General features: G+C 66.4%; 20 protein-coding genes. 8 read left to right on the forward strand and 12 right to left on the reverse strand.

From position 1 onward, the window contains the following. The first annotated feature begins 4 nt into the window (after nt 1-4). Both IGS74_RS07185 and IGS74_RS07190 read left to right on the forward strand, forming a co-directional pair. Nucleotides 5-1,030, forward strand: coding sequence for an Ldh family oxidoreductase (locus tag IGS74_RS07185; RefSeq protein ID WP_192391512.1), 1,026 nt, complete (start codon nt 5-7; stop codon nt 1,028-1,030). 21 nt (nt 1,031-1,051) lie between these two features. Continuing rightward, nucleotides 1,052-1,720 carry an HAD-IA family hydrolase gene (locus IGS74_RS07190; RefSeq protein ID WP_192390418.1) on the forward strand — a complete coding sequence of 223 codons (669 nt, stop codon included), beginning with the start codon at nt 1,052-1,054 and terminating at the stop codon, nt 1,718-1,720. A 4-nt stretch (nt 1,721-1,724) separates the two neighbouring features. On the opposite strand, the gene rpe is transcribed toward IGS74_RS07190, so the two are convergent. Genes rpe through IGS74_RS07225 form a run of 7 tightly spaced genes read right to left on the reverse strand, consistent with a single transcriptional unit; the run spans nt 1,725 to nt 8,306 of the window. After that, a complete protein-coding gene (gene rpe / locus IGS74_RS07195; RefSeq protein ID WP_192390419.1) occupies nt 1,725-2,402 on the reverse strand; it encodes a ribulose-phosphate 3-epimerase in 678 nt (225 codons plus the stop codon). After that, nucleotides 2,399-3,331, reverse strand: coding sequence for a CbbX protein (gene cbbX, locus IGS74_RS07200; protein WP_192390420.1), 933 nt, complete (start codon nt 3,329-3,331; stop codon nt 2,399-2,401). Before cbbX ends, rpe begins: the two co-directional genes overlap by 4 nt. Further along, on the reverse strand, nt 3,328-3,747 hold the full coding sequence (locus tag IGS74_RS07205; RefSeq protein ID WP_192390421.1) for a ribulose bisphosphate carboxylase small subunit: 420 nt from the start codon (nt 3,745-3,747) through the stop codon (nt 3,328-3,330). The genes cbbX and IGS74_RS07205 overlap by 4 nt, the downstream gene beginning before the upstream one ends. A 42-nt stretch (nt 3,748-3,789) precedes the next feature. Next, nucleotides 3,790-5,250: a form I ribulose bisphosphate carboxylase large subunit gene (locus IGS74_RS07210; RefSeq protein WP_192390422.1), complete on the reverse strand. Its 1,461-nt coding sequence runs from the start codon at nt 5,248-5,250 to the stop codon at nt 3,790-3,792. 37 nt (nt 5,251-5,287) lie between these two features. After that, nucleotides 5,288-6,367 (reverse strand): class II fructose-bisphosphate aldolase, encoded by a 1,080-nt coding sequence (fba, locus tag IGS74_RS07215; protein ID WP_192390423.1) that lies wholly within the window; start codon nt 6,365-6,367, stop codon nt 5,288-5,290. A 23-nt stretch (nt 6,368-6,390) separates the two neighbouring features. Continuing rightward, entirely contained in the window at nt 6,391-7,266 is an 876-nt protein-coding gene (locus IGS74_RS07220; protein ID WP_039188845.1) for a phosphoribulokinase, read from the reverse strand. Between the two features lie 14 nt (nt 7,267-7,280). Beyond that, entirely contained in the window at nt 7,281-8,306 is a 1,026-nt protein-coding gene (locus IGS74_RS07225) for a class 1 fructose-bisphosphatase (protein WP_192391517.1), read from the reverse strand. Nucleotides 8,307-8,419: 113 nt separating this feature from the next. On the opposite strand from IGS74_RS07225, the gene IGS74_RS07230 reads away from it, so the two are divergent. The 3 genes from IGS74_RS07230 (at nt 8,420) to IGS74_RS07240 (ending at nt 11,570) form a co-directional block, all read left to right on the forward strand. Continuing rightward, the gene (locus IGS74_RS07230; RefSeq protein WP_039190751.1) at nt 8,420-9,358 is read left to right on the forward strand and encodes a LysR family transcriptional regulator; all 939 of its coding nucleotides are present in this window, start codon (nt 8,420-8,422) and stop codon (nt 9,356-9,358) included. A gap of 167 nt (nt 9,359-9,525) precedes the next feature. Further along, nucleotides 9,526-10,830, forward strand: coding sequence for a Ppx/GppA phosphatase family protein (locus IGS74_RS07235; RefSeq protein WP_192391520.1), 1,305 nt, complete (start codon nt 9,526-9,528; stop codon nt 10,828-10,830). Next, nucleotides 10,827-11,570, forward strand: a complete 744-nt coding sequence (locus tag IGS74_RS07240) for an RlmE family RNA methyltransferase (RefSeq protein WP_192390424.1) — start codon at nt 10,827-10,829, stop codon at nt 11,568-11,570. Before IGS74_RS07235 ends, IGS74_RS07240 begins: the two co-directional genes overlap by 4 nt. Here IGS74_RS07240 and IGS74_RS07245 read toward each other — a convergent pair. Next, a complete protein-coding gene (locus IGS74_RS07245; RefSeq protein ID WP_192390425.1) occupies nt 11,556-12,932 on the reverse strand; it encodes an MFS transporter in 1,377 nt (458 codons plus the stop codon). The two genes, IGS74_RS07240 and IGS74_RS07245, sit on opposite strands and share 15 nt — an antisense overlap. A 161-nt stretch (nt 12,933-13,093) precedes the next feature. Here IGS74_RS07245 and IGS74_RS07250 point away from each other — a divergent pair, with 161 nt between their 5' ends. From IGS74_RS07250 to guaB, 3 genes are all read left to right on the forward strand, one after another. Next, entirely contained in the window at nt 13,094-14,146 is a 1,053-nt protein-coding gene (locus IGS74_RS07250) for an MBL fold metallo-hydrolase (RefSeq protein ID WP_192390426.1), read from the forward strand. A gap of 68 nt (nt 14,147-14,214) precedes the next feature. Beyond that, a complete protein-coding gene (locus tag IGS74_RS07255; RefSeq protein WP_192390427.1) occupies nt 14,215-15,195 on the forward strand; it encodes a bile acid:sodium symporter family protein in 981 nt (326 codons plus the stop codon). 151 nt (nt 15,196-15,346) lie between these two features. Beyond that, nucleotides 15,347-16,849, forward strand: coding sequence for an IMP dehydrogenase (gene guaB / locus IGS74_RS07260; RefSeq protein WP_192390428.1), 1,503 nt, complete (start codon nt 15,347-15,349; stop codon nt 16,847-16,849). A gap of 10 nt (nt 16,850-16,859) precedes the next feature. Here guaB and prpB read toward each other — a convergent pair whose 3' ends face one another. The 4 genes from prpB to IGS74_RS07280 are packed head-to-tail and all read right to left on the reverse strand — an operon-like array spanning nt 16,860 to nt 20,762. Beyond that, nucleotides 16,860-17,774 carry a methylisocitrate lyase gene (prpB, locus tag IGS74_RS07265; RefSeq protein WP_192390429.1) on the reverse strand — a complete coding sequence of 305 codons (915 nt, stop codon included), beginning with the start codon at nt 17,772-17,774 and terminating at the stop codon, nt 16,860-16,862. 34 nt (nt 17,775-17,808) lie between these two features. Beyond that, nucleotides 17,809-19,320: a tripartite tricarboxylate transporter permease gene (locus IGS74_RS07270; protein ID WP_192390430.1), complete on the reverse strand. Its 1,512-nt coding sequence runs from the start codon at nt 19,318-19,320 to the stop codon at nt 17,809-17,811. Between the two features lies 1 nt (nt 19,321). Next, nucleotides 19,322-19,768: a tripartite tricarboxylate transporter TctB family protein gene (locus IGS74_RS07275; RefSeq protein WP_192390431.1), complete on the reverse strand. Its 447-nt coding sequence runs from the start codon at nt 19,766-19,768 to the stop codon at nt 19,322-19,324. A gap of 10 nt (nt 19,769-19,778) precedes the next feature. Continuing rightward, nucleotides 19,779-20,762 carry a tripartite tricarboxylate transporter substrate binding protein gene (locus IGS74_RS07280; protein WP_192390432.1) on the reverse strand — a complete coding sequence of 328 codons (984 nt, stop codon included), beginning with the start codon at nt 20,760-20,762 and terminating at the stop codon, nt 19,779-19,781. Nucleotides 20,763-20,863 lie beyond the last annotated feature (101 nt).

Here is a 20,863-nt window from a genome sequence, read left to right on the forward strand (position 1 = left end):
CATGATGGCCGATGTAGTGCTGACACCTGCTGAGCTTCTGGAAACGCGCGTCCATGCGGCGCTGGTCGAAGCGGGGGCGGACGAGCCCTCGGCGACCGCCGCGACGCGTGCGATGATGCATGCCTCCAGGCTCGGGGTGGACAGCCATGGCGTGCGGCTGACACCGCATTACAGCCGCGTCTTGAAGGGCGGGCGGGTCAATGGCCGTCCCGACATGGCGGTGAAGGAAAATTCACCGGTCTCCTTCGCGCTGGATGCCGACCACGGCCTCGGCCATCCGGCCATGTACAAGGCGGTGGATGTCGCCACCGATGCCGCCGCGCGCATGGGCATCGCCGCGGTGGGCGTTCATCGCTCGTCCCATTTCGGGGCGGCCGGGGCCTATGCCATGGCCGGCCAGGAGCGGGGCTGCATCACCATCTGCGTCGCCAACAGCGATTCCATAGTGGCGTTGTTCAATGGCGCGGAGCGGTTCCACGGGACAAACCCGCTGGCCATCGGCATCCCCGTGCCGGGCGAAAAGCCCTGGCTGCTGGACATGGCCACCTCGTCGGTGCCGATGAACCGCGTGCTGCTGTATAGGGTGCTCGGCATCCAGTTGCCGGAAGGCGTGGCTGCCGATCTGGCCGGCACGCCGACGCGCGACGCCAGGGAAGCCGAAATGCTGATGCCGCTGGGCGGCGCCGATTTCGGCTTCAAGGGGGCGGCGCTGGCCGGCTTCATCTCGATCATGTCGTCCGTGGTCGCCGGCGCGACGCCCGATCCGTTCGTCATCGACATGGTGGGCGAGGATGTTTCCACACCGCGCAATATCGGCCACTTCCTCATCGCCATCCACCCGTCCTTCTTCGGCGGCGGCTCCAGTTACGGCGAGCAGATCAAGGCCTATCTCGGCGCGCTGCGCGGCAGCCGCGCGCGGGAGGGCGGCGTGATGGCGCCGGGCGAGCGTGAATGGAAGGTCGAGATCGAGCGCGCCGCCAACGGCATCCCGGTCGATCCCGAGACGGCCGCGTTCCTGGGCCTTGCCTGATGCAATAGAGGCGGAGGCCGCATGCCCGCGCTGATCTTCGATGTCGATGGAACCTTGGCCGAGACGGAGGAACTGCATCGGCAGGCGTTCAACCGGGCCTTCGCCGATCATGGCATCGGCTGGCAATGGGACGAGACCCTGTACCGCGACCTCCTGAGGGTCACCGGCGGCAAGGAACGCATTATTGCGTATGCGCAAGGGCAGGGCGGGATGGCCGTGCCCGACGCGGCCCGGCTGCATGCCGCAAAGACGGGCCATTACGTCGATGCGGTGGATGGCGGCCGGCTGGCCCTGCGACCCGGCATCGCCGCGCTGATCGCCGAGGCGCGGGCGCGCGGCGTTGGCCTGGCCATCGCCACGACCACCAGCCGTGACAATGTCGACAGCCTGCTCGCCCATACGCTCGGGCCGGATCATGGCTTCGATGTCATCGCCTGCGGCGACATGGTGCCGGCCAAGAAGCCCGCACCCGACATCTACCAGCTTGCGCTCCGGATGCTGGGCATGCCGCCCGCCGAATGCCTCGCCATCGAGGATTCCGCCAACGGACTCCGGGCGGCGAAGGCGGCCGGCCTGCGCTGCGTGGTGACGCCGGCCCTCTATACGGCGGCGGACGATTTCACCGGTGCGGAGATCATCGTCGAAGGGCCCCTCGATCCGCGCCAGATCCTGACGATGCTTGGCCTTTGATGGGTCAGGCCGCCTTGCGGGCAGCCTCGACGCTATCCCGGATCGCCTGCATGTTGCGGGCGTAATGCTCGGGCGTGCCGCCCTTGAAGATGGCGGAGCCGGCAACCAGCACGTTCGCCCCCGCTTCGACGACGAGGGGCGCGGTATCGGGCGCGACGCCGCCGTCAATCTCGATGTGGATCGGCCTGTCGCCGATCATCCGCTTCACGCGGCGGACCTTGTCCACCACGGCCGGAATGAAGGCCTGGCCGCCGAAGCCGGGATTGACGGTCATCAGGAGGATCAGGTCCACCCTGTCCAGCACGTATTCGATTGCCTGTTCCGGGGTGCCCGGGTTCAGCGATACGCCGGCCTTCTTGCCGAGATCGCGGATCGCCTGAAGAGAACGGTCCAGATGCTTGGTTGCCTCGGCATGGACGGTGATGTAGTCCGCGCCGGCCTTGGCGAAGGCTTCCAGATACGGGTCGCAGGGCTCGATCATCAGGTGGCAGTCGAAGATCTTGTCCGTCGTGTGCCGCACCGCCTTCACGACCGGCGGCCCGAAGGTGATGTTGGGTACGAAGTGCCCGTCCATGACATCGAGATGGATCCAGTCGGCGCCGGCCTTGTCCACGGCGATGATCTCTTCGCCGAGGCGCGAGAAATCCGCGGAAAGGATCGAGGGTGCGATGATGAGCGTCATTCCGTGTCCTTCCGTATTTGCGGCGCTGCGCCGGCCAGTACGCGGCTGGCGGCGATGTCGCAAGCTTCGATCCGCGATAGATCGTCCGCTGTCAACGCCCCGTCGCCGCTTTCGAACAGGCGGTTGGCCTGCCGCAGGCGCGCCCGGTCCAGCGCGTTGCGGATGGAGCGTGCATTGGCGAAATGCGGCTGTCGCCGGCGCATGTCGATATAGCGCGCCATCACCGCCTGCGCCTCCGGCGCAAAGCGATAGCCCTGCCGTTCCAGCATGCCCAGCGCAATGGACAGCAGCTCATCGCCCCCATAGTCGGGAAAGTCGATATGATGTGCGATACGGGAGCGAAAGCCCGGATTGCTTTCGAAGAAGCGCTCCATGCGGTCTCCATATCCGGCCAGGATCACGACGAGGTCGTCGCGCTGGTTCTCCATCACCTGCAACAGGATCTCGATCGCCTCCTGGCCGTAGTCGCGCTCGTTTTCCGGCCGGTACAGATAGTAGGCCTCGTCGATGAAGAGGACTCCGCCCATCGCCTTCTTCAGGATCTCCTTCGTCTTGGGCGCGGTGTGGCCGATATACTGGCCGACGAGATCGTCCCGTGTGACGGAGACGAGGTGCCCCTTGCGCACGTATCCCAACCGGTGGAGCAGGTCCGCCATGCGGAGGGCGACGGTGGTCTTGCCCGTGCCGGGATTGCCGGTGAAGCTCATGTGAAGGGTCGGCGTCTCGAAGGCCAGCCCCAGGCGCCGGCGGGCCCGCTCCACCAGAAGCAGGGCGGCCGTCTCCCGGATACGCTGCTTGACCGGGGCCAGCCCAATGAGCGATCGGTCGAGAGCGTCCAGCACCTCCGCGACGCCGGATTCGACGAAGTCGCGCCGCAGATTCACGGCCTCCGCCGTAGCCGGGTCGCGTTCCATGGCGGCGGCCGTCATGCGTAACGCTCGCCTTCAGGCCGGTCGCCCGAGTAGGGCTCGGTCGTGTAGCGGATGTTACGGCCCTCCGCCTCCTGCCGCCGCAGGCGGAAGCCCGGCTCCGCTGCGGGGCGGTTGACGATGAAGGACAGCTTCACCGACTCCCAGCCATGGCTCGAATCGAAGGCCGACAGGCGGATGTAGAGATGGCCGTTCACCTTGCGGCATGCGTTCAGTTCCATCATCACACCGGCGGCGTCGGCGATATCGAACATCGGATGGCCCCACATGTCCCAATAGGTGTTGCGGGGATGCGGGTCGTCGGTGAACTCGATGTTCACCGCCCATCCGTTGTCGAGGCAGTATTGCACCTGCGCGGCGATCTGCGCGTCCGTCAGGTCGGGCAGGAACGAGAATGTCCCCTGGGTCACCTTCATGATCGTATCTCCTTCTGGTCGGGTTGGGATCGTCCGTGGCCGTCAGGCGGCCACGGAGACGCTGGTCTGGTAGTCGGGGGCATCGGTGGACGCGTAGTTGAAGGTGACGTTCTTCCACGTATCGAGTGCCTGTTTCAGCGGCGTGCAGTCGCGCGCGGCGGCCTCCAGGATGTCCGGCCCCTCGTTGACGATGTCGCGGCCCTCGTTGCGCGCCAGGATCATCGCCTCCAGCGCCACGCGATTGGCCGTGGCCCCCGCCGCGATGCCCATAGGATGGCCGATCGTGCCGCCGCCGAACTGCAGCACGACATCCTCGCCCAGGAGATCCAGAAGCTGGTGCATCTGGCCTGCGTGAATGCCGCCCGAGGCGACGGGCATCATCTTGTTCAACGATGCCCAGGGCTGGTCGAAGAAGACGCCGTTGGCAAGGTTGTGCGGCGTGAACTCGTCGCGGCAGATATCGTAGTATCCGCGCGTCGTTGCCGGATCGCCCTCGAGCTTGCCGACCACGGTGCCGGCATGGATATGGTCCACCCCCGCCAGCCGCGCCCATTTGGCAATGACGCGGAAGGACACGCCGTGCGCCTTCTGCCGCGTGTAGGTGGAGTGCCCCGCGCGGTGCAGGTGCAGGATCATGTTGTTGCGGCGGGCCCATTTGGCCATCGACTGGATGGCCGTCCAGCCGATGACGAGGTCGATCATGATGATGGCCGAGCCGAGGTCGCGTGCGAATTCGGCCCGCTCGTACATGTCTTCCATCGTCGCGGCGGTGACGTTGAGATAGGTGCCCTTGATCTCGCCCGTCGCGGCCTGCGCCTTGTTGACCGCCTCCATGCAGTAGAGGAAGCGTTCCCGCCAGTGCATGAAGGGCTGGGAGTTGATGTTCTCGTCGTCCTTGGTGAAATCGAGCCCGCCCTTCAGCGCCTCGTAGACGACGCGCCCGTAATTGCGGCCCGACAGGCCGAGCTTGGGCTTGACGGTTGCCCCCAGCAGGGGCCGGCCGAACTTGTCCAGCCGCTCGCGCTCCACCACGATGCCCGTGGCGGGCCCCTGGAAGGTCTTCACGTAGGCCGTCGGCAGGCGCATGTCTTCCAGCCGCAGCGCCTTCAGCGGCTTGAAGCCGAAGACGTTGCCGATGATCGACGCTGTCAGGTTGGCGATGGACCCGGACTCGAACAGGTCGAGGTCGTAGGCGATGTAGGCGAAGTAGCTGCCTTCCGCATTCGGCACCGGATCGACCCTGTAGGCCTTTGCGCGGTATTTTTCGGCCGCCGTCAGGCGGTCCGTCCAGACGACGGTCCATGTCGCGGTGGAGGATTCGCCGGCCACGGCGGCAGCGGCCTCGATCGGATCGACGCCATCCTGCGGGGTGATGCGGAAGCAGGCGACGAGGTCCGTATCCTTCGGCTCGTAATGCGGCTCCCAGTAGCCCATGCGCTTGTATTCCATGACGCCGGACTTGTAGCGCTCCTTGCCCGTGACGGTCTGCGATTGATCTGTCATGACTTTCTCTCCCTCGTTGGAACTCGTATGCGGGGGGTCAGGCCGCATCCCTGTATCGGTTGGCCTGTCGCAACTCTCCGCCGGCATATCGGCGCGCCATCTCGGCCATCGATCTCGGGCGTATGCGTGCGGCGTTGCCGGCAGTGCCGAAGGCCTCGAACCGCTCGCGGCATAGCTGCCGCAACTGATCCATCGCCGGCTGCAGGAACTTGCGCGGATCGAATTCCTCCGGCTTCTGGCTGGCGATGCGGCGGAACTCGGCCGTCATCGCCAGCCGGCAGTCGGTGTCGATGTTCACCTTGCGCACGCCGTGGCGGATGCCCCGTACGATCTCGTCCACCGGCACGCCCCATGTCGGGCGCATCTGGCCGCCGAAGCGGTTGAACATCTCCTGCAGGGGCTCCGGTACCGAGGAAGAGCCATGCATGACGAGGTGCACGCCGGGCAGGCGACTGTGAATTTCCTCGATCACATGCATGGCGAGGATGTCGCCGTCGGGCCGGCGGCTGAACTTGTAGGCGCCGTGGGAGGTGCCCATGGCGATGGCCAGGGCATCGACATCGGTCCGCGCGACGAACTCCTGCGCCTGGGCAGGATCGGTCAAGAGCTGGTCCGTCGCCAGCTGCCCCTCGAAGCCGTGGCCATCCTCGGCCGCGCCTTCGCCGCTTTCGAGCGAGCCGAGGACGCCGAGTTCGCCTTCGATCGACGCGCCCACGGCATGCGCCGCCTCGGCGACCTTCGCGGTGATCGCGACGTTATAATCGAAGCTTGCCGGCGTCCTGGCGTCGGCTTCCAGCGAGCCGTCCATCATGACGGAGGTGAAGCCGTGCTGCAGCGCGGTCAGGCAGGTGGCTTCGTTGTTGCCGTGGTCCTGGTGCAGGCAGATGGGGATGGCCGGAAACATCTCCACCAGCGCATCCACCATGTGCGCCAGCATGATGTCTCCCGCATAGGACCGCGCCCCGCGCGACACCTGAAGGATCACCGGAGCATCCGCCCCGGCGGCGGCCTCGAGAATGGCGAGGCCCTGCTCCATATTGTTGATGTTGAAGGCGGGGACGCCGTATCCGTGTTCCGCGGCGTCGTCCAGAAGCTGCCTCAGGGTGATCTTGGCCATCTCTTCACGTTCCTTTCGTTGCGTCAGAGCACACGCCGCCGGCGCTCGATGAGCTGCAGGATCAGCGGCGTGAGGATGAGTTGCATGGCGAGGTCCAGCTTGTTGCCCGGCACGACGATGGAGTTGGGCCGGGACATGAAGCTGTCGTGGATCATCGACAGGAGGTACGGAAAGTCGATGCCGCGCGGGTTGGCGAAGCGGATGACGAGCATCGATTCGTCCGGCGTCGGTATCCACCGCGCGATGAAGGGGTTGGACGTGTCGACGATCGGCACCCGCTGGAAATTGATGTTGGTCAGCGTGAACTGCGGGCAGATGGTGCGCACATAATCCGGCATGCGCCGCAGGATCACGTCCATCACGGCCTCGGTGGAGTAGCCGCGCGAGGCCTTGTCCCGATGGATCTTCTGGATCCATTCGAGGTTGATGACGGGGACGACGCCGATCTTCAGGTCGACATGCGAGGCGAGGTCCAGCGTGTCGGTGCGCACGCAGCCGTGCAGTCCCTCGTAGAACAGAAGGTCGCTGTCGCCCGAGAAATCCTGCCAGTCGCTGAACGTGCCCTGCGGCGCTCCGTAGGCGGCAGCCTCGGCGTCGTCGTGCACGTAGTGCCGCGTGCGGCCCGTTCCCTTTCGCCCATACTCGGCGAAGATCTCCTGCAGCGTTTCCAGGATGTTCGCTTCCGGACTGAAATGGGAGAACTGGTGATTGCCGGCTGCCTCCTCCTCGGCCATCCGGGCCTTCATCGCCGACCGGTCGTAGCGGTGGAAGGCATCGCCTTCGATGAAGTCCGCCTTCACTTCCTCGCGTCGGAAAATCTGCTCGAAGATGCGCTTGACCGACGTGGTGCCGGCGCCGGAAGAGCCCGTTATGGCAATTATGGGGTGTCTTGCGGTCATTGGTCGGTCTTCCCTTACGCGCGGAACAGGCTGCGGCGGCCGAAGAGCGGCGAGCGCTCACCGATGGCCGACGGATCGGTGAGATATCGGGCGATGCGCTGGACTTCGTGTGCCGAGCCGAAGACGAAGGGCGTGCGTTGGTGCAGGGTCGCCGGGGCCGTATCCAGAATGTGACGGATGCCGTCCGTTGCCGCGCCACCGGCCTGCTCGACGATGAAGGCAACGGGGTTTGCCTCGTAAAGCTGGCGCAGGCGGCCGTCGCGGTAGGGACGGCGGGCGTCGGCCGGATACAGGAAGACGCCGCCACGCGCCAGGATGCGCGATAGCTCGGCCACCAGCGAAGCCGTCCACCGCATGTTGAACTCCCGGCCCCGGGGGCCTTCGGCCCCGGCCAGGCAGTCGTCGACGTAAAGGCGGACCTCTTCGTCCCAGTGTCGGTAGTTGGATGCGTTGATGGCGAACTCGGACGTCTTCTCCGGGATCGGAGCGGAGCGGGCCTCCTCCACGAAGCCGCCGAACGACGGTGTGTAGGTGAAAGTGAGCGTGCCCCGCCCGAGCGTCAGGATCATCTGGCAGCGCGGCCCGTAGACGATGGTTCCGGCAGCAAGCTGGTTGCGGCCCGGCTGGGAAAACGGCGCTTCGCCGTCGGTCGGCAGCAGCGAGAAAATCGAGCCGATGGACGCGTTGGTCTCGATGTTCGACGAACCGTCAAGCGGGTCTATCGCCAGCGCCAGCGTTCCGCCCGCATGCATGGGCAGGGGCTCGGGGCGCTCCTCCGACACCATGACGGCGATGTTGGCCTGCCACGCGGCGGCGGTGAATATGCGGTCCGCCTCGATATCCAGCCAGGTCTGCAGGTCGCCCGCGGCATTCGTGGGGGCCGGTGTCGGTGCACGCGCTCCGGCAGGCTTTTCCATGATGACGCCGCGCAGCTTGATGGCCGCGACGGCAAGTTGGCGTACCGCCTCGGCAATGTCGTTGCGTAGCGGATCTTCCCCCGCGAAGGCACGCAGATGAGCTTCGAGCGACGAACGCATGATCAACACCCTCCCGATGTCCAAAACGACTATTCATCAGGCAGTGGACTAAGTAAAATTTATTTGCTTAAGTTACCTAGTCAGAAAAAATTATGCAGAAGGAGGAGCAGATGTCCATGCAGGCCATAACCTTGCGACAGCTTCGCTCCGTCCAGGCGGTCAACCGCCTCGGAACGATCGCGGCGGCAGCGCGTGTCCTGGGGCTGACGGCCCCGGCCATCACGCTCCAGATCAAGCAGATGGAAGAAGAGTTCGGCCTGCCGCTCTTCGACCGCACAAGCGATGGAATGCGCATCAAGGAGGCCGGGGCCTGTGTGCTGGCCGCCGCCAACGCCATCGAGCATGCGCTGCGCGACATGCGGGACGAGATCGATGCGTTGAAGGGGCTGCAGCGGGGGCGGGTCCGGCTTGGGGTCGTGTCCACCGCAAAATATTTCGCGCCGTCCATTCTGGCCGCCTTCGGGGCGGAGCACCCGGGCATCGACATCGAACTGGAGGTCGGTAACAAAAGCCGTATCGCAGAGGATCTGCGGACCATGGCGCTGGACATCGCGTTGATGGGCACGCCGCCGCGCGACCTGCCGGTACAGGCGCGCGTGTTCGGCGATCATCCGCTGGTGGTGGTGGCGGCGCCGGGGCACCCGCTGGCCGCGCGCCATAGCCTGACGTTGCAGGATCTGGCCGGCCACCGCATGCTGGTGCGCGAGCGCGGATCGGGTACGCGCCGCTCGCTGGAGCTGTTCGTGCGCGACATGCCGGAGCTTCTCGATGACCGGTTGCTTGAGCTGGATTCCAACGAAACCATCAAGCAATCCGTCATGGCGGGCCTGGGTATCGCGTTCCTGTCGGCCCATACGGTTGCCCTGGAGGTGGAGCTCGGCCGACTGGTCATCCTGAATGTTGCCGGCACCCCGATCCGGCGCCAATGGTTTGCCGTGACGCGGGCCGACAGGGTGCCGACGCCGGCCGAGTCCGCCTTCTGGGATTTCCTGATGCGCCGGGCCGCGCGGTTCCTGCCCGTGCTGCCCAATCTCTACGATGAGGCGAATGTATGATGTGGGCCGGCGACGGCCGCGCTTGTGAAAGCGCAGCGGGCTGATACACTTAAGGCAACGAAAGATTCTGATTGGTCCAGGAGCGCTTCCGCGTGAGGCCTGCTCCGGAGTTGGTATTTGTGGTTCAGGATACAGAGCGGGAGCGGCGTGCCGCCTCCCACCACCCGATGACGGAGACGGCCCAGCCCGGCGATAAGGCCGGCCGGCTGTCCAAGCGCCAGCGCCGACGGCGTCGCAAGCCAGCGACGGTGGCGGCGAAAGGCGTTGCCAATGGCGACCTTCCGCCCGCGCTCGGTGAAAAGCTCGCCAAGGCGGAAAGCGCGGTGGCGCGCCAGAGCCCGGACCTGCGCAAGAAGAGCCGGCGCCGGCGCAGGCGGCGCGGGGCTGCCGCCACGGAGGCGCCGGACGCGTCCGTCAAGGTGCAGCGTCCGCCGCTGCGCACCCTGGACAAGGGGCGTCCGCCGCTGTACGCCGCACTGGATCTCGGCACCAATAATTGCCGGTTGCTGATCGCCGTTCCGGGGCGTCCCGGCCAGTTTCGCGTCATCGACGCATTCAGCCGCATCGTCCGCCTGGGAGAAGGTCTCGGCCGCACGGGCAGCCTTGCCTCCGGCGCGATGGACCGGGCACTGGCGGCGCTGGAGATCTGCAGCCAGAAACTGGCGGCGCGCGACATCCGCTCGCTGCGGCTGATCGCTACCGAGGCTTGCCGCTCGGCCGCCAACGGGCCGGAATTCCTGGAGCGCGTCAAACGAGAGACGACGCTGGACCTGGAGATCGTCAGCCGCGAGACGGAGGCGCGCCTGGCGGTGTCGGGCTGCGGGTCGCTGGTGGATCGTTCGGCGCGCGGGGCCGTCCTGTTCGATATCGGTGGTGGCAGTTCGGAGATCGCGCTGCTGGACCTCGGGCAGGGGCCGAGCCGGCGGCTCTCCAACCACATCGTCGCCTGGACGTCCCTGCCGGTGGGTGTCGTCACCCTGGCCGAGCGCTATGGTGGCCGCACGGTGACGCCCGAACTGTTCCAGCAGATGGTGGACGAGGTGTCCGGGCATATCGAGCGGTTCAAGGGGCGGAACCGCCTTGCACCTTATGTGGGCAAGGCCGGCTTTCACCTTTTGGGCACGTCGGGCACGGTCACCACGCTGGCCGGAGTGCATCTGGGGCTCGAGCGTTACGACCGGCGGCAGGTGGATGGCCTGTGGCTGCGCGATGCCGAGGTTTCCGAACTCGTCGCCCGCATCGCCGGCTGGAGCTTCGAGGAGCGCATGGCCAATCCCTGCATCGGCAGCGAGCGCGCCGATCTCGTGCTGGCGGGCTGCGCCATCCTGGAAGCGATACGCAAGGTCTGGCCGGCACCGGCGCTTCGGGTTGCCGACAGGGGCCTTCGGGAAGGATTGTTGATCGAGATGATGGTGGCGGACGGCGTCTGGCGGCGCGACACGCAGGGCAACCGGACGAGGCAGGGCGCGTGACGGGCGGCAAGAGTGGAGATCGCGGGCTTTCGGTGCGCGTCAAGAAGAAGCGCGGCATCAAGGCGTCGTCGCGCCGGTGGCTGGAGCGCCAGCTGAACGACCCCTATGTCCGCCGCTCCAAGGCCGAGGGCTATCGTTCTCGCGCGGCCTACAAGCTGATCGAGATCGACGATCGCCACAAGCTTCTGAAGCCCGGGATGCGGGTGGTGGATCTTGGCTGCGCACCGGGCGGCTGGTGCCAAGTGGCGGTGCAGCGCACCGCCGACACGCCGGACAAGGCGCAGGTCGTCGGTATCGACTACCTGCCGGTGGACCCGATCCCGGGCGCGACCATCTTCGAGATGGACTTCCTGGACGACGCCGCACCCGCCCGTCTCCTGGACGCACTGGGCGAAGCGCCGGACATCGTCCTGTCGGACATGGCCGCGCCGACCACGGGCCACCGCCGGACCGATCATCTGCGCACCATGCACCTTGTCGAGGTGGCGGCGGATTTCGCCATCCGGACGCTGCGGCCGGGCGGCCATTTCCTGACCAAGACCTTCCAGGGCGGCACCGAGGCCGAGCTTCTGACCATGCTGAAGAAGAACTTCACCAGCGTGCACCACGTGAAGCCGCCCGCCTCGCGCGATGGATCGGTGGAGCTGTTCCTTCTGGCCAAGGGCTTTCGCGGACAGGGCCGCCGCGACGACCCGGAACCGGCAGCCGACGATAGCTCAGCGCCGCTACCGGCGGCCTGATATTTCCGATCCGGCAGAGGCCGGCAGCGAGCGGAAGCAGAAGAACGCGGCGATGGTGACGCATCCGGCCGCGATGAAGGCGACGGTAAAATCGGCTGGAACGGGCAGCACACCGCCGCGCATGACGACGCCCGCTTCCAGTATGCCCCCGGCAAGGGCAACGCCGGTGGCTATGGCGACCTGCTGGAAGGCGGCCAGCATGGCGGTGGCATCGCCGGCGCGCGCCGGCGGCACGTCGGCGAAGGCCAGGGCGTTCGTACTGGTGAAGAACAGCGAGCGGAAGAAGCCGCCGACCAGCAGCAGGACGAGCAACAGGACCAGCGGCATGTCCGGCCGATAGAAGCCGATGACGGCCACCGATGCGCCACCCAGGACGGCGGTCGACATCAGGGCCGTACGGAAGCCGAAGCGCCGCAGCAGCGGGCGTGCCATAAGCTTCATGGCCATCGCCCCGCCCACCGTGGCGGCGCTGACGAGGCCGGATTCGAAGGGCGTGTAGCCGAAGCCGAGTTGCAGCATCAGCGGCAGCAGGAAAGGCAGGGCGCCCGTGCCTATGCGGAACAGGCCGCCCCCGGTGATGGAGGCGCGCAGCGTATCGATCTTCAGGAGAGACAGGTGCAGGAGCGGATCCGGGCTGCGCCGCGCGTGGCGGATGTAGAGCAGCGCGAACGCAACGCCGCCGGCCGCCAGCGTGAAGCCGAAGAAGGGGGGCAGGGCCGGCAGCGAGATGATCGACATGCCGAAGACGAGGCCCGAGCAGGCAAGCGCCGAGATCGCAAAGCCCGGCCAGTCGAAGCGGATGGTGGCGACGGGCTCCACATAGGGCAGCACCTTCTGCGACATCACGATGCCGATCAGTCCGATGGGCAGGTTGATGAGGAAGATCCAGCGCCAGTCGGCGTAGGTGGAGATGGCGCCGCCGATCGGCGGGCCGATCAGCGGTCCCACCATCGCCGGAATGGAAAACCATGCCATTGCGGTGACGAGGTCGGACTTATCGGCCGCCCGCACAAGCAGCAGACGGCCGACCGGCGTCATCATCGCGCCGCCTACGCCCTGCAGGAAGCGCGCCGCCACGAAGGCCTCCAGAGAGCTCGATATGGCGCAGGCCAGGGAGCCCAGCATGAAGACGGCGATGGCGCATTGGAAGACGAATCGCGCGCCGAACCGATCGGCGATGCGGCCCGAAATCGGGATGAAGGTGGCCAGCGACACATAGTAGCTCGTCAGCGCAAGCTTCAGCGCGATCGGGTTGGTGCCGATATCCTCGGCAATGGTTGCCAGCGATGTCGCGATGACGGTCGAGTCCATGTTCTCCATGAACAGGGCGACGGCGAGGACGACGGGAACGATGCGCTTCACGGCGGGGTGGCTTTCCGGAAAGATCGGTAAGGCGGTCTTACCGCCGTCCGACCATTCGTACAAATTTGTCGTGAGGCCTCACGGCCTGCCCAAACTTGCCCATATTGAAGCCTATCGGGTCTGGGCAAGACAACATGCGTGAAACGGCTAGGAGCAGGCTAATGAATCGGCACAAGATGGGTCTCGATCGTCGCGGGGCGTTGAAGCTGGCTCTCGGCACCGCCGCCGCCGGCGCCATGGTGACGGCCGCGCGGGCCCAGCAGCCCGCCGCCGAGCCGGCGGCGCCTGCCGCCGCACCCGCGCCGCAGTCGGGCGGGGAGGCCGCATTGGCGCCGGGCTGGCAGCGCTTCAAGCTGGGCGATGCCCGCATTACCGTCGTTCTGGATGGCGTTCGCCCCGGCGACGGGCCTCACCCCACCTTCGGCGAGGACCAGACCGCCGAGGCCGTCGCCGAACTGATGGAGGCGAACCTTCTGCCAGCCGGCCGCTTCGTCACCTTCTTCAACCCGGTCGTCATCGAGACGGGTGGGGAAACGGTCCTCATCGATACGGGGTTCGGCTCCGGCGGGCGCGACGGCGGCCTCGGCCAGTTGCGCCAGCGCATGGAAGCGGCCGGCATTCCGGCCGACAGGGTCACCATGGTGGTGATGACGCACCTGCATGGCGACCACATCGGCGGCCTGATGGAGGGCGATGCACCGGCCTTCCCGAGGGCGCACCTGATCGTCGGCCGGCAGGAATACGAATTCTGGACATCCGACGCGGCAAAGAGCGGCGGCACTGCCGGCAATGCGGAGGCGGTGGCTGCCAAGGTCTCGCCGCTGGAAAGCTCCATGACCCTTGCCGAGGACGGTGACGAAGTGGCCCCCGGCCTCTTCGCGCGGGCCGCTTACGGTCATACGCCTGGCCATTTCGTCTACGAACTGACCTCCGGCGGCAAGCGGCTGTTCCTGATGGGCGATACGTTCAGCCAGTCCGTCGTGACGCTGCAGAAGCCGGAATGGCATGTTCGCTTCGACATGGACAAGGCGGCCGCCGCGGCGACCCGGCAGCGCTTCGCCGCCATGCTGGCCGACGAGAAGCTGCCCTTCACCGGCTATCACCTGCCGTTCCCGGCGGTCGGCTACGTGCAGCGCGACGGCGAGGCCTTCCGCTACGTGCCGGAAACCTACGCGCTGATGATCGAGGACGCTGCGCCGGCCCGTGACGATTGATCGCCGCCGCCATCTTGCGTAATGCCGTAACGAGGGGTACTGCCAGCGCATAACCGTTGGAGCACGTCGTGAAAGCCATTGCATCGGTGTCTGCATTCGTTGGCCGGACATTTGCCGTCTGGGTCATTCTGTTCGCCGTGGCCGGGTACACCATGCCCGGGACGTTCAGCCCGATCGCGCCCTATATTGTCACCTTGCTTGGCATCATCATGTTTGGCATGGGGCTGACACTGTCGCTGGACGATTTCCGCGAAGTGGCGCGCCGCCCCTTCGACGTGACCGTAGGCGTACTCTGCCAGTTCCTGATCATGCCTGCGATCGCCGTGATTTTGACGATGACGATACCGATGTCACCCGAAGTCGCCGCGGGCGTAATCCTTGTTGGCTGCTGCCCGGGCGGAACGTCCAGCAATGTCATGACCTACCTGTCCAAAGGAGACGTCGCGCTGAGCGTGGCCTGTACCAGCGTCACGACATTGATGGCACCCATCGTGACGCCGTTTCTGGTCTGGCTCTTCGCAAGCCAGTACCTTCCGGTCGACGCGATGAGCATGTTCATAAGCATCGTCAAGGTCATTCTCGTGCCGTTGGCGCTGGGCTTTGCGCTGCAAAAATCGTTGCCAGCTGTCGTCAAGGTTGCGGTGCCGGCTCTGCCGCTGGTCAGCGTGACAGGCATCGTGCTGATCGTCGCGGCCGTCGTTGCCGTCAATCAGGCGGCGATCTCGACCTCCGGCCTGCTGATCTTCGCGGTCGTCATTCTACACAACGGCATCGGATACCTGCTTGGCTTCTTCGCGGCGCGGGCCTCCGGCCTGTCGCTGGCCAGGCGCAAGGCCATCGCCATCGAAGTCGGCATGCAGAACAGCGGCCTCGGGGCGGCACTGGCCAGCGCACACTTCTCGCCGGTGGCTGCGGTGCCCAGCGCCATCTTCAGCGTCTGGCACAATATATCCGGCGCGCTGCTGGCAGGTTATTTCTCGCGTCTCTCCGACACGCAGGCTGTGTCGGACGGATATGACGGCTTCAGCCGGGGGAGCGAAACCCGCTGAGGAACTGTCTGCGGAGCACCGTTTGTGTATCTCGACGTCATGGGACAGAACGGGGCTTCCCTAAAGCCCCGCCCCATGCTAGCAGCCCTTGCCATCCCTCATTCGGGCGCGGCCCTTGTCTGGCCCCCGATCCGCTACCGGAAGGACTGGCATGGCCCAGATTATCGAGACAGCAACCGGCGCCCTCGCGCTGACGTTCGACGACGTCCTGTTGCAGCCGGCGCACTCTCAGGTCATGCCCGGGCAGGTGGATGTACGCACGCGCATCACGCGCACCCTTCACGTCAACCTGCCGATCCTGTCGGCCGCCATGGACACGGTGACGGAAGCCCGGCTTGCCATCGCCATGGCCCAGGCGGGCGGCATCGGCGTCATCCACCGCAACCTGACCCCGGCCGAGCAGGCCGAGGAGGTAAGACAGGTCAAGAAATTCGAGAGCGGCATGGTGGTCAACCCGGTCACCATCGGGCCGGATGCCACGCTGGGCGATGCCCGCGCACTCATGGCATCCCACCGCATCTCCGGCATTCCGGTGGTCGAGAATGGCGGGCGGGGCGGCCAGACACGTGGCAAGCTGGTGGGTATCCTCACCAACCGCGACGTCCGCTTCGCCTCCGACGACCGCCAGAAGATCCACGAGCTGATGACGAAGGACAACCTCGTCACCGTCCGCGACACCGTTGACCAGCAGGAGGCCAAGCGTCTCCTGCATGCACACCGGATCGAGAAGCTGCTCGTGGTGGACGGCGAGGGCCATTGCGTCGGCCTGATCACCGTCAAGGATATCGAGAAGTCGCAGTTGAACCCCAATGCGGCGAAGGACGGGCAGGGCCGCCTCCTGGCTGCGGCGGCGACCAGCGTGGGCGAGGATGGCTTCGAGCGCGCCGAACGCCTGATCGACGCCGGCATCGACCTGATCGTCGTGGATACGGCCCATGGCCATTCCCAGCGGGTGCTGGATGCGGTGGCGCGCGTGAAGCGCATGTCGAACGCGGTGCAGGTGATCGCCGGCAATGTCGCGACGCCGAGCGGCACGCAGGCGCTGATCGACGCGGGCGCCGACGGCATCAAGGTGGGCATCGGCCCCGGCTCCATCTGCACCACGCGTATCGTGGCGGGTGTGGGCGTACCCCAGCTTTCCGCCATCATGGATGCCGTCGCGGTGGCCGACAAGGCCGGTGTGCCGGTGATTGCCGACGGCGGCATCAAGTTCTCGGGCGATCTTGCCAAGGCGCTCGCCGCGGGTGCGTCGGCGGCCATGGTGGGCTCGCTTCTGGCGGGCACCGACGAAAGCCCGGGCGAGATCTATCTGCACCAGGGCCGCTCTTTCAAAGCCTATCGTGGAATGGGGTCGGTCGGCGCGATGGCCAGGGGATCGGCGGATCGCTACTTCCAGGCCGAGGTGCGCGACACGCTGAAGCTGGTGCCGGAAGGCATCGAGGGTCAGGTGGCCTACAAGGGGCCGGTCAGCGCCGTGCTGCACCAGCTTTCCGGCGGCCTGCGCGCGGCGATGGGCTACACCGGTGCCGCGACCCTGGACGATTTCCGCACCAACGCGACCTTCGTTCGGATTTCTCCGGCCGGCCTGCGCGAAAGCCACGCGCATGACGTGACCATCACGCGCGAAAGCCCCAACTACCCCGGCGGCCTGTGAATGCGCAGGGTCAGCGGACCTCGTCCGGCAACACCGTCTTGATGATGGACCGGTCGAGCGCCTCGTATTCGGCAAGGCGGATCGTGTCGTAAAGCTCGGCCCGGGTCTGCATCGCCGCAAGCATTGCCGCGGGGGTGCCGTCGCGGCGGATCGTCTCGTAAAGGGCGGCCTGCGCCTTTGCCGCGACGCGCAGCGAGGAGACGGGCCAGATCACCATGGCGTAGCCGAGCGCCTGGAACTCGTCGGCGGTCAGCGCCGGCGTGCGTCCGAACTCCGTCATGTTGGCCAGAAGCGGCACGCCGGGCAGCGCCTCGGCGACGGCCTTGAACATGTCCACCGATGTCAGCGCCTCCGGGAAGATGGCGTCGGCCCCGGCCTCCAGATAGAGCTTCGCGCGGCAGACGGCCCCCTCGATGCCTTCGCTGGCGGCGGCATCGGTGCGCGCGATGATGACGAGATCGCGTCGCGCGCGTCGCGCCGCCGAAACCTTGGCCGCCATGTCGTGCGCGCCGGCAAGGCGCTTGTCGTTGAGGTGGCCGCACTTCTTGGGCAGAAGCTGATCTTCGATCTGCACCGCGCCGGCACCGGCATCCTCGAAGGTGCGGACCATGTTCATCACGTTAAGCGCCTCGCCGAAGCCGGTATCGCCGTCGACGAGCACCGGCAGCGCCGACGCGCGCGACAATTGCCGCAGATGAAAGGTGACGTCCTCCAGCGTCAGGATGCCGAGGTCAGGAAGGCCCATGGAGGCGCTGACCGCGCCGCCGGAGAGATAGAGCGCCTCAAAGCCCGCGTCGCGGGCCTGTATGGCCGACAGGCCGTTATGCGCGCCCGGGATGCGCATGATGGCCGGCGCATCCATCAATGCCCGGAAACGCTGGCCGGCCGGAACGCGTGGGCGGTCTTCATCGACGAGATAGGTCACTTCGATTTTCCTTTGACGTATGGCGAGGGCGGGCTCAGCCGCCTTCGCTTTCGGAGGCTTCCCGCACGCGGGAGCGCAGCCGCGGAGCCACCAGCGGCAGAAGGACGATCAGCGCCGTGAGGACCCAGAACAGGATGGCCGTGACAGAGCCGAACAGGATCGTCGGATCGCCGTCGGACAGGGACAGCGCACGGCGCAGATTGTCCTCGAACAGGCGCGCCAGGACGAAGGCGATCAGCAGCGGAATGAGCGGAATGCCGACCTTGCGCATGACGTAGGCGACGATGCCGATCAGCGTGGTCAGCACGAGCTCGAACGCCGAGTTGGTGGCCGCGTAGACGCCGGCGAAGGACAGTCCGAGTACCCCCGGAAACAGGATCCAGTAAGGCACCAGCAGCAGGCGGGCGAAGAGGCCGACGAGCGGCAGGTTCAATGCCAGGAGCATCAGGTTGCCGACATACATGGAGGCGATCAGCCCCCAGGCGATCTCAGGGCGCTGCGTGAACAGGAGCGGGCCGGGCGTCACCGAATACATCAGCAACGCACCGAGAAGCACCGCCGTCGTACCCGAGCCGGGAATGCCCAGAACGAGCATCGGCACCATCGAGGCGGTCTGCGCGGCGTTGTCGGCGGTTTCCGGCGCGGCAAGGCCACGCATGTCGCCCTTGCCGAAGGTGCCCTTGTCGGAAACCTTCTTTTCGGCCGTGTAGGCAAGGACCGACGAGACTGCCGCTCCGGTACCTGGCAGGATACCGAGGAAGAAGCCGATGCCGGTGGAGCGCAGCATCGCCGGCAGGCAGCGCAGCGTCTCGCCGACCGTCAACCGCTTGCCTCCACCGAGTTCGGTGATGACGCCTGAGCGCAGACCTTCGGCGACGACAAGGATTTCGCTGACGGCGAAAAGGCCGATCGTCAGCACCGTGAAATCGATCCCGCCGAGGAACTCGAGCGAACCGAAGGTGAATCGCTCGACGCCGGAGCCCCCGTCGATGCCGACGCACGCAAGCAGGAAGCCGAGCGCGATGGCCGCCCATGTCTTGGCTGTGCGGGCCATGCCCATCGCCGTCAGAAGCGCGAATGCAAGCGCCATCAGGGCTACGTAATCCGCCGGGCCGAAGGACACTGCAAGCCGTGCCAGCGGCACCGCAAGGAAGCTCAAGAGGATCACCGTGAGCGTTCCGCCGACGAAGCTGGCGATACCGCTGAGGGCCAGCGCCGCGGCGCCGCGTCCCTGCTGCGCCAGCGGATAGCCGTCCAGCGTGGTCATCACCAGCCCGGGGTCGCCGGGGATGTTGAGGAGGATGGACGATATGCGCCCGCCGTAACCGCTGCCGTAATAGATGCCGGCCAGCAGGATGAGCGCGCTTTCCGGCGGCAGTTGCAGCGAGAAGCACAGCGGCAGCAACAGGACGATGGCGTTGATGGGCCCGATGCCGGGCAATGCCCCGATGGCGGTGCCGAGAGCGGCGCCGATGAACGCCAACGACAGGTTGAACGGCGTCAGCGCGACGCTGAATCCATAGGCGAGCGATGCGAGCGCTTCCATGTCAGATCCCCAGCGGGCCGCGCGGCAGCGGCAGTCCGAGTCCGGTATCGATGATCAGCAGGAAGGCGGCCGCCAGCAGGATCGATGCGATGATGGAGCCCAGCCACGGGCCGCGAAAGGCGCGCGCGGTGACGAGGCCGAGCAAAGCCGTTGCCGGGACGAATCCCAGCGGCAGCAGCAGGAACGGGTAGACGAGCGAGGCGATGGCGACGCTGGCGACGCGCATCCTGTGCCCGGCCTCCACGTCGATCGCCTCGGGGCGAAGCATGATGCTGGCGCCTGCCAGGGCCAGTACGGCCCCGGCGATGGTCGGGAAGGCTTTCGGCCCGATCGGGTCCGAGGCGAATGGCACGGAGAGCGACTGGGCATGCCAGATGGCCCCGATGCCGAGCAGGAGCAGCAATGCGCCGCTGGCCCGGTCCACTGTCTTGGCGGCAAGCGGCGTCATGGCTTGCGCCTCAGTTGCCGGAGGTCGGCAGGCCGACTTCGGAAGCGAGTTCGCGGAAGGCAGCCGTGCGCTCCTTGGCGAAGGCGTCGAAATCCGCGCCCACGAGATCGTATTCGAACAGGCCCTGCTCGCCGCGCACCTTCTGCCATTCCGGGTTTGCGTTGAGTTTTGTCAGCGCGTCGACCCAGTAGGCATACTCCTCGTCGGAGATGCGGGGCGGTGCATAGAAGCCGCGCACGATGGGCCACTCGACATCGTAGCCCGTTTCCTTGGCGGTCGGAACATCGGCGAAGGCCCCGGGAAGCCGTTCTGCCGAAAACGTCGCAAGCACCCGCACTTCGCCGGCTTCCAACTGGCCGAGGATCTCGGATGCATCGCCGGGCAGAACCTCGATTGTTCCGCCCAGAAGGGCCGCCAGCGCCTCGCCGCCGCCTTCATAGGACAAATAGCGCATCTGGCGCGGGTCCACCCCCGCTGCCCGCGCCACGAGGGCCGGCTTCATCCAGTCCTGGCTGCCCACCGTGCCGCCGGCGCCGATGGGCACCGAGCCCGCGTCTTCCTTCAGCGCCGCGACGAAATCCTCCAGCGTCTGGAAGCGGCTGTCCTTGCGGACGGCCAGCACGCCGTAGTCGGCGCCGACGGCGCCGAGCCAGCGCACGTCGTTCTCCGTGAAACGGCCGAACTTGCCCTGTGCGAGATTGACCCACGAGCCCGTTGAAACGGCGATGATGACGTTCGGGTCGTCAGCGCGATTCGCCTGGATGGTGTTGTAGGCCACGGCGCCGATGCCGCCGGGCATGTTGGTTGTGCGGATGGTGGGCTCGACGATGCCGAGCTGGTTCAACTGCTGGCTGGTGATCCGGCAGGTCAGGTCGAAGCCGCCGCCGGGCGCTGCCGGGGCGATGCATTCCGGATTGCGCGGCTCGAAGGCCGATGCGGGGATTGCGGGGGCAAGGGCCAGCAGGGTTGCAGCCAGAAGCGTGCTTCGGATCATCGTCGGTTTCCTCCCAGAACCATAAAGTGTCGACAGTTTATGCAACAAACTCCCTGTGACAAGCCTACATTGTGGAAATGTGAGATTAGATGGTATCGTGT

This window comes from Aureimonas sp. OT7, assembly GCF_014844055.1.
In the GTDB taxonomy this organism is placed as follows: domain Bacteria; phylum Pseudomonadota; class Alphaproteobacteria; order Rhizobiales; family Rhizobiaceae; genus Aureimonas; species Aureimonas altamirensis_A.